The sequence below is a fragment of the Acidisphaera rubrifaciens HS-AP3 genome (assembly GCF_000964365.1).
GTDB classification, from domain to species: Bacteria; Pseudomonadota; Alphaproteobacteria; order Acetobacterales; family Acetobacteraceae; genus Acidisphaera; species Acidisphaera rubrifaciens.
Genome location: NZ_BANB01000108.1, coordinates 1 through 8185, shown reverse-complemented (window position 1 = coordinate 8185; position 8185 = coordinate 1). Strand labels below are relative to the sequence as shown.

Here is an 8185-nt window from a genome sequence, read left to right as displayed (position 1 = left end):
GGCGGCGTCGGCGGTGCCATCGCGGGAGCCGCGACGACCCGCTGAGGCAGCGCCCGGGGGCCGCGCCTCGCGGCGGCGGCGGCGGGAGGCTATATCAGCCGACAGCCGCCGTTCCGGGAACCCATGAGATGCGCCTGCGCCCCATGCTGATCGCCGCCAGCCTGGCGGTCGTGCCCACCGCCTGCACCCCGGCCGATATCGGCATCACCGGGCCCGGCGCGGTGGCCGCCAAGCCGGAGATGATGCCGACGCAGGACGATCAGTCGCTGCCGCAGGTGGGCGTGCCGATGGGCAACCAGCCCTATGCGCCGACGGTGCTGCCGACGACCGGGAACAGCGGCCGCTACTACGGCTACTGATCCCGGCGCGGCAGCCTGTCCGGTATGGCGGTCAGGCGGAGGCGGTCAGGCGGAGAGGGCGGCGGGCTCGGTCCGCACCCGCTTCACCAGCAGCTTGTTGAGCGCGTGCACATAGGCGCGGGCCGAGGCGGTGATGGTGCAGGTATCGGACCCCTGCCCGTCCACCATCTTGCCCGCCTCCTCCAGCCGGACGGTCGTGCGCGCCTGCGCGTCCGTCCCCTCGGTCACGGCGCCGACGGAAAACAGCACGAGGTTGGCCTCGTGCGGGAAGATCGCGTGGATCGCGCGGAAGGTCGCATCGACCGGGCCGTCGCCGTCCGCCTCGGCCGCGCGCAGCTCGCCGTCCACCTCCAGCTCCAGCGCGGCATGCGGCGGGGCCTTGGAGCCCGAGCGCACCTCCAGCGAGACGAAGCGGATGCGGTCATGGCCGCGCACCACCTCGTCGTCGACCAGGGCGACGATGTCCTCGTCGTAGACGACCTTTTTGCGGTCGGCGACGTCCTTGAACCGGCGGAAGGCGTCGTTCAAGGCGTTGTCGCCGATCTCGCCGTAGCCCAGGGCGCGCAGCTTGTCGCGGAAGGCGGCGCGACCGGAATGCTTGCCCATGACGAGGTTCGTCTTGGTCCAGCCGACGCTCTCGGGCGTCATGATCTCATAGGTCGCGGCGTTCTTCAGCACGCCGTCCTGATGGATGCCGCTCTCGTGGGCAAAGGCGTTGCGGCCGACGATCGCCTTGTTCGGCTGGACGTCGAACCCGGTCACGGTCGCCAGCAGCTTCGACGTGCGCAGGATGTTCGGCGTGCGTATGCCGGTCTCGTAGGGGATCGCGTCGTGGCGGGTGCGCAGCGCCATCACCGCCTCTTCCAGCGCGGCGTTGCCGGCCCGCTCGCCGATGCCGTTGATCGTGCACTCCACCTGCCGCACCCCGGCGCGGATCGCCGCGATGGTGTTGGCGACGGCGAGGCCGAGATCGTTGTGGTTGTGCGTGGACAGCACCACGCGGTCGGCGCCGGGCACACGCTCGCGCAGCATGGTGAAGATGCGGGCCATGTCTTCCGGCAGCGCATAGCCCACGGTATCGGGGATGTTGATGGTGGTGGCGCCGGCGCGGATCGCGGCCTCCACGCAGCGGCACAGGAAGTCGGGGTCGGTGCGGCTGCCGTCCTCGGCCGACCACTCCACGTCGTCCACCTGGTTGCGCGCCAGTTCGACGGAGCTGGTGGTCAGTTCCAGCACCTGCTCCGGCTCCATGCGCAGCTTGTATTTCATGTGCAGCGCGCTGGTGCTGACGAAGACGTGGATGCGCGCCCGGCGGGCCGGGCGGACCGCCTCGGCGGCGCGCATGATGTCGTCGCGCCCGGTGCGGGCGAGGCCGCAGATGACCGGCGCGCCGTCCTGCCGGCCGACGCTCTCGGCGATCGCGCGCACGCTCTCGAAGTCGCCGGGCGAGGCGATGGGGAAGCCGGCCTCCATCACGTCCACGCCGAGTTCCGCCAGCGCCTCGGCCATGCGCAGCTTTTCGTTCAGGTTCATCGAAAAGCCCGGCGACTGCTCGCCGTCGCGCAGGGTGGTGTCGAAGATGATGATGCGGTCGTCGGACAGGGTGCCGAAGGAAGGGTGCTCGATCGTCATGGGTCTTGGCCTGATGTCTCGGGTGGCGGTGCGGCGAGCAGCGATGACTGTCCCCTGAGCAGGCCCGCGCGGCAGGGCGCGCGGCGCGCGGCTCAGGGGCGGATAAGTCGCGGGCTGAGAAGCCGCAGCAGCAGGCCAATAGCAGTCAGCCGGGCGCCGGCATTCGCCAGCCCACGCAGCAGGCCGCACAGCATGGCCAATCCGCAGAACATGATCGCATCCTACGGTTGACCCGGGCCTCGGACAAGTGTGCTGGCCGCAGGGCTGCCCCGGCGCCGGGCTACACGGAATGTTCAGCCGCACGTCCGGAACGGTCCCCCTGCCCGGTACGCCGCTTGCTCGTCCCGTCGGCGGAGCGAAGCAGGAGGGCGCGCGATGGACCATGCCGAAAGCGGGACGATGGCGGCCGACGGGGGCTTCGCCGGCGATACCGGGCTGTTCAACGCCGACCTCGCCCCGGTGCCGCCGGCCGGACGGGACTGGTCGTGGGTCAACATGTCCACCGTCTGGATGGGCATGGTGCACAACGTCGTCGCCTACGAGGCGGCGGCCGGGCTGATGCAGCTCGGGCTGAGCGCGCTGCAGTCCCTGGCGGCGGTGGCGGTCGCCTACTTCGTGCTGTTCGTCGCCATGTGGTTCAACGCGCGGCCGGGCACCGCCTACGGCATCCCGTTCTGCGTGCTGATCCGGTCGTCCTTCGGCCCGCGCGGGGCGCAGTTGCCGGTCGTCATACGCGGCTTCTGCGCGATCTTCTGGTTCGCCGTGCAGGGCTATGCCGGCAGCCTGGCGATCGACGCCATCATCGGCACGCTGATCCCGGCCTGGAACACGCTGACGATGCCGATCCTCGGCATGGCGCTGAAGGGCTGGGTCGCGGTCGCCCTGTTCTGGGCGCTGCATGCCTGGATCGTGTCGCATGGCGTGCACCGCATACGCAATTTCGAGCTAATCGCCGGGCCGCTGGTGATCCTGGTCGGCCTGCTGGCGACCGCCTGGGGGCTGACCGTCGCGCACGGGGTCGGGCCGCTGTTCGACCAGCCGTCGAGGCTGACCGGGACTGACGCCTGGCTCACCTTCTGCGTGGGTGTCACCGGCATGATCGGCATCTGGTCCACCTTCGCCGTCAACATCCCCGACCTGTCGCGCTTCGTCCGCTCGGAGCGGGACCAGGTCATCGGCCAGCTCATCGGCCTGCCGCTGACCGCCATCGTGTTCACCGCCATGAGCGTGGTCACGACCTCGGCCACGATCCTGGTGTTCGGCCATCCGATCTGGGATCCGGTGCAGTTGCTGCTGGCGCTGCACGAGCCCTGGGTGCTGCTGCTCGGCGGGGTCACGATCATCGTCGCGACGCTGTCGGTGAACGTGGCGGCCAACATCATGCCGGCCGCCTATGACCTCGTGAATCTCATGCCGCGCCGGCTGGGGTTCAATTCGGCCTCGATGCTGGTGCTGGTGATCGGGCTGTTCTTCGCGCCGTGGCTCTGGTTCCACAACGCCAACTCGATCTTCGCGGTGCTGGGCGGCATCGGCGGGCTGCTCGGGCCGGTGACCGGGATCATGCTCACCGACTACTACCTGATCCGGCGGCAGCGCCTGTCGGTCCCGGAACTGTATCGGTACGAGGGCCGCTACGCCGGGCGGGGCGGCTGGAATCCGGCGGGCGTGTGGGCTTTCCTGATCGGCGGCACCTGCGCGCTGATCGGCGCCGTGGTGCCGGCGCTGCACACGATCTACGCCTTTGCCTGGTTCATCGGCATCGCGGTGGGGGCGGCGGTCTATGGCGTCCTGGCGACCCGCCGGCGAGCGGTCGAGGGTCTCTCGCCGGCCCGGGCATAGACGAGGCGAAAGCACCCCCGCGCAAGCCGCCGGCCAGCGTCGCGAAACGCGCCGGGGCTAGGGCGGGATGGCACCGGACGTCGCCAGCGCGTCGCGATACGCCGCTTCGATGTCTGGATCGAAGCAGACGAGATCGACGCGCTGGATCGACGGCTCGGCGGCGAGCACCGCCGTCACGGTGGCGACCGCGATGCGCGCCGCGTCCCGCACCGGATAACCGTAGACCCCGCAACTGATCGCCGGAAATGCCACGGTGCGCAGCCGGTGTCGCACCGCCAGCACCAGGCTGTTGCGGTAGCAGGCGGCGAGCAGCGCCGGCTCGCCGCAACCGCCGCCCCGCCAGACCGGACCGACCGTGTGGATGACGTGGCGGGCGCGCAGCCGGTATCCGCCGGTGATGCGCGCCTCGCCCGTCGGACAGCCGCCGATCCGCTGGCATTCCTCTGGCAGGCCCGGGCCGGCGGCGCGGTGGATCGCGCCGTCGACGCCGCCGCCGCCGAGCAGGCTCTCGTTGGCGGCGTTGACCACGGCGTCCACGTCGAACGCCGTGATGTCGCCGGCGGCGAGGCGGAGCCGGTCGGACAGGGGCGGCCTCAGTTGCGCGCCTTGTCCACCAGGGCGTTCTTGGCGATCCACGGCATCATGGCGCGCAAACGCTCGCCCACCTGCTCGATCGGGTGCTCCGACAGGCGGCGGCGGGTGGCCTTGAAGCTCGACTGGTTGACCTTGTTCTCCAGCATCCAGTCGCGGGCGAAGCGGCCGGACTGGATGTCGGCCAGCACGCGCTTCATCTCGGCCTTGGTCTCGGCGGTGACGATGCGCGGGCCGGTGACGTACTCGCCGTATTCGGCGGTGTTGCTGATCGAGTAGTTCATGTTTGCGATGCCGCCCTCGTAGATCAGGTCCACGATCAGCTTCACCTCGTGCAGGCACTCGAAATACGCCATCTCCGGCGCATAGCCCGCCTCGACCAGCGTCTCGTAGCCGCCCTTGATGAGTTCGACGAGACCGCCGCACAGCACAACCTGCTCGCCGAACAGGTCGGTCTCGCACTCTTCCTTGAACGTCGTCTCGATGATGCCGGCGCGACCGCCGCCAATGGCGCTGGCATACGAAAGCGCGATCTCCAGCGCGTTGCCGGACGGGTTCTGCGCCACCGCGACGAGGCAGGGCACGCCGCCGCCGCGCTGATACTCGCTGCGCACCGTGTGGCCGGGCCCCTTGGGCGCGATCATGAACACGTCGATGTCCGGGCGCGGGTCGAGCAGGTTGAAATGCACGTTCAGCCCGTGCGCGAAGGCGAGCGCGGCGCCAGGCTTCATGTTCGGCCCGAGCTTCTCGCGATACAGGTCGCCCTGCCCCTCGTCGGGGGTGAGCACCATGACGACGTCCGCCCATTTGGCGGCGTCGGCCGGGTCCATCACCTTGATGCCCGCGGCCTCGGCCTTGGCGACGCCGACCGAGCCGGCGCGCAGGCCGACGGCCAGCTCCTTCACGCCGCTATCCTTAAGGTTCGTTGCGTGCGCGTGACCCTGGCTGCCGTAGCCGATGACGGCCACCTTCTTGCCCTTGATCAGGTTCACGTCGGCGTCGCGGTCGTAGTAGACGCGCATCAAAGCAGTCCTTTCCTGTCAGGCCGTCAGATCGTCCGCGTGCCGCGGGCCATGGCCGCAACACCCGTGCGCGAGACTTCGGCGAGGCCGAGCGGGCGCATCAGCTCGATAAAGGCGTCCACCTTGTCGGTCGCCCCGGTCATCTCGAACACGAAGCTTTCGATCGTGGCATCCACGACGCGCGCACGGAACGCGTCGCTGAGGCGCAGTGCCTCCGCCCGCTTGTCGCCGGCGCAGATCACCTTCACCAGCGCCATCTCGCGCGCGACGTGCGGCCCCTGCTGCGTCAGGTCGGCGACGCGGTGGACGGGCACGAGGCGGTCGAGCTGCGCCTTGATCTGCTCGATCACCATCTCCGTGCCGCTGGTGACGATGTTGATGCGCGAGCGGCCCCGCCCATCCTCGACCGGTGCCACGGTGAGGCTGTCGATGTTGTAGCCACGGCCGGAGAACAGGCCGATGACGCGCGCGAGCACGCCCGCCTCGTTCTCGACGAGGACGGAGATGGTGGCGCTGCGGATGGTGGTGTCGAACGTCGTCGTCATCGGATCAGACCAGGACCAGCCCCTCGTCGGTGATGCCGGCGGCCTCCGCCTCGTGCTCCGGCCCCAGGATCATCTCGTTGTGCGCCGCCCCGGACGGGATCATCGGGAAGACGTTTTCCTTCTGGTCGACCACGATGTCGGCGATCACCGGCCCGTCGGCCGCGATCATGGCGCGGATGACGTCATCGAGTTCATCGACGCTGTGCGCCCGCAGCCCCTTGGCGTGGAAGCTCTCGGCGAGCTTGACGAAATCCGGCAGGGCGGCGCTGTAGCTTTCGGAATAGCGGCCGCCGTGCAGCAGTTCCTGCCACTGACGAACCATGCCCATGTATTCGTTGTTGAGGATGAACACCTTCACCGGCAGGCGGTACTGCGCCAGCGTGCTCATCTCCTGGATGTTCATCAGGATGCTGGCCTCGCCCGCGATGTCGATCACCAGCGCGTCGGGATGCGCGATCTGCACGCCCATCCCGGCCGGCAGGCCGTAGCCCATGGTGCCGAGGCCGCCCGAGGTCATCCAGCGGTTGGGCGCATCGAAGCGGAAATGCTGCGCGGCCCACATCTGGTGCTGCCCGACCTCGGTCGTGATGAAGGTCTCGCGGCCCAGGTCGCGGGTGATCTCGTACAGGCGCTGCACCGCGTATTGCGGCTTGATCACCGCGCCGCGCGCCGTCGGCTGCGTGAAGCGCAGGCAGTCCTTGCCCCGCCAGCCGTCGATCTGCTGCCACCACGCGGCGAGCGCGGCGCGGTCCTGCGTCTGCGGATCGGCCTCGAACGCGGCCAGCAGCGCCTCGATCGCCTCGCCCGCGTCGGCGACGATGGCGACCTCGACCGGCACGTTCTTGTTGATGCTCGACGGATCGATGTCGACGTGGATCTTGCGGCTCTGTGGGCTGAAGGCATTGAGCCGGCCGGTCACCCGGTCGTCGAAGCGCGCGCCGATGTTCAGCATCACGTCGCACGCATGCATGGCGAGATTCGCCTCGTACGTGCCGTGCATGCCGAGCATGCCGAGGAACAGCGGATCGTTCGCCGGATAGGCACCCAGGCCCATCAGCGTGGACGTGCAGGGCGCGCCCGTCGCCCGCACCAGCCGACGCAGCGCATCGCTCGCCGCCGCCCCCGCGTTGATGACGCCGCCGCCGGTGTAGATGACCGGCCGCTTCGCCCCCTTGAGCAGCGCGGCGGCGCGGGCGATCGCCGTGGCGTCGGGCGTCGTGTTGGGACGATAGGAGCGATGCGGCGTCGTTGCCGGCGGCACATAGGCGGCGCGGCCGATCAGCACGTCCTTCGGCAGGTCGATGACCACCGGGCCGGGACGGCCGCTGCGCGCGACATAGAACGCCTCGTGCACCGTGCGGGCCATGTCCTCGGCCCGTTTCACCAGATAATTGTGCTTCGTCGCCGGGCGCGTGATCCCCGTGGTGTCCGCTTCCTGGAACGCGTCGTTGCCGATCAGGTGCGTGGGCACCTGCCCCGTCAGGCAGACGATCGGGATGCTGTCCATCAGCGCGTCAACCAGGCCGGTGACGGCATTCGTGGCCCCCGGACCGCTGGTGACGAGCACGCAGCCGACGCGCCCGGTCGAACGGGCATAGCCCTCGGCCGCGTGCACCGCCGCCTGCTCGTGGCGGACGAGGATGTGGCGGATGGCGTTCTGCTGGTACAGCGCGTCATAGATCGGCAGCACGGCGCCGCCGGGGTAGCCGAAGATCACCTCCACGCCCTGATCCTTCAGGGCGCGCAGGAGAACCTCCGCCCCGCTCAGCTGCGTCTCGGTGTTCGTCCCGCCTGCATCCGTTGCCATCGCCGCATGTCCCACATCCCGGCCCCACAGCGGCCGGCGCGGCACCACTAAGCCGGGCGCCGCGGACGGTCAACCCGCGCTTTGTATAAAGTGAGCGACGAACGCCTCCAGACTTTCCGAAAATTGCGCACGCCCTGCGTATCGCGCATGGATAGTATGCACATGTCCGGTCAGCGTCTGGTGGCGAAACCATGTCGCCTGCCGCTTGGTGTACTGCGCCGTCACCAGCGTGATGCGCGACGCGGCCTCGGCCAGGGTGAGGTCGCCGCGCAGATGGGCGGCAAGTTCGGGCACCCCGTGCGCCCGCCGCAGCGGCAGGGCCGGGTCGTCGGCGCGGGCGAGCAGAGCGCGCACCTCCTCCACCGCGCCGGCCGCCAGCATCGCCTCGGT

General features: G+C 69.6%; 7 protein-coding genes and 1 pseudogene. 2 read left to right on the top strand and 6 right to left on the bottom strand.

All coding sequences use genetic code 11. From position 1 onward, the window contains the following. Positions 1 to 128: 128 nt before the first annotated feature. Positions 129 to 359, top strand: a complete 231-nt coding sequence (locus B8460_RS04325) for a hypothetical protein (RefSeq protein ID WP_048860344.1) — start codon at positions 129 to 131, stop codon at positions 357 to 359. A gap of 45 nt (positions 360 to 404) precedes the next feature. On the opposite strand, the gene B8460_RS04320 is transcribed toward B8460_RS04325, so the two are convergent. Further along, entirely contained in the window at positions 405 to 1991 is a 1587-nt protein-coding gene (locus B8460_RS04320; RefSeq protein WP_048860343.1) for a 2-isopropylmalate synthase, read from the bottom strand. Between the two features lie 375 nt (positions 1992 to 2366). On the opposite strand from B8460_RS04320, the gene B8460_RS04315 reads away from it, so the two are divergent. Beyond that, the gene (locus tag B8460_RS04315) at positions 2367 to 3830 is read left to right on the top strand and encodes an NCS1 family nucleobase:cation symporter-1 (RefSeq protein ID WP_241771108.1); all 1464 of its coding nucleotides are present in this window, start codon (positions 2367 to 2369) and stop codon (positions 3828 to 3830) included. A gap of 57 nt (positions 3831 to 3887) precedes the next feature. Here B8460_RS04315 and B8460_RS04310 read toward each other — a convergent pair whose 3' ends face one another. The 5 genes and pseudogenes from B8460_RS04310 to B8460_RS04290 form a co-directional block, all read right to left on the bottom strand. Beyond that, complete coding sequence (locus tag B8460_RS04310; RefSeq protein ID WP_048860346.1) at positions 3888 to 4415, bottom strand: O-acetyl-ADP-ribose deacetylase; 528 nt, start codon at positions 4413 to 4415, stop codon at positions 3888 to 3890. Between the two features lie 8 nt (positions 4416 to 4423). Next, positions 4424 to 5443, bottom strand: coding sequence for a ketol-acid reductoisomerase (gene ilvC / locus B8460_RS04305; protein ID WP_048860342.1), 1020 nt, complete (start codon positions 5441 to 5443; stop codon positions 4424 to 4426). A 26-nt stretch (positions 5444 to 5469) separates the two neighbouring features. Then, complete coding sequence (gene ilvN, locus B8460_RS04300; RefSeq protein ID WP_048860341.1) at positions 5470 to 5988, bottom strand: acetolactate synthase small subunit; 519 nt, start codon at positions 5986 to 5988, stop codon at positions 5470 to 5472. A gap of 4 nt (positions 5989 to 5992) precedes the next feature. Next, the gene (locus tag B8460_RS04295) at positions 5993 to 7795 is read right to left on the bottom strand and encodes an acetolactate synthase 3 large subunit (protein WP_048860345.1); all 1803 of its coding nucleotides are present in this window, start codon (positions 7793 to 7795) and stop codon (positions 5993 to 5995) included. 69 nt (positions 7796 to 7864) lie between these two features. Beyond that, positions 7865 to 8185, bottom strand: a pseudogene (locus B8460_RS04290) (tRNA (adenosine(37)-N6)-dimethylallyltransferase MiaA); the annotation flags it as partial.

What these genes read in the sequence shown, in the direction of transcription:
- ilvN (WP_048860341.1), bottom strand. Translation starts at nt 5,988, where the DNA reads ATGACGACGACGTTCGACACCACCATCCGCAGCGCCACCATCTCCGTC.
- B8460_RS04295 (WP_048860345.1), bottom strand. Translation starts at nt 7,795, where the DNA reads ATGGCAACGGATGCAGGCGGGACGAACACCGAGACGCAGCTGAGCGGG.
- B8460_RS04320 (WP_048860343.1), bottom strand. Translation starts at nt 1,991, where the DNA reads ATGACGATCGAGCACCCTTCCTTCGGCACCCTGTCCGACGACCGCATC.
- B8460_RS04315 (WP_241771108.1), top strand. Translation starts at nt 2,367, where the DNA reads ATGGACCATGCCGAAAGCGGGACGATGGCGGCCGACGGGGGCTTCGCC.
- ilvC (WP_048860342.1), bottom strand. Translation starts at nt 5,443, where the DNA reads ATGCGCGTCTACTACGACCGCGACGCCGACGTGAACCTGATCAAGGGC.
- B8460_RS04325 (WP_048860344.1), top strand. Translation starts at nt 129, where the DNA reads ATGCGCCTGCGCCCCATGCTGATCGCCGCCAGCCTGGCGGTCGTGCCC.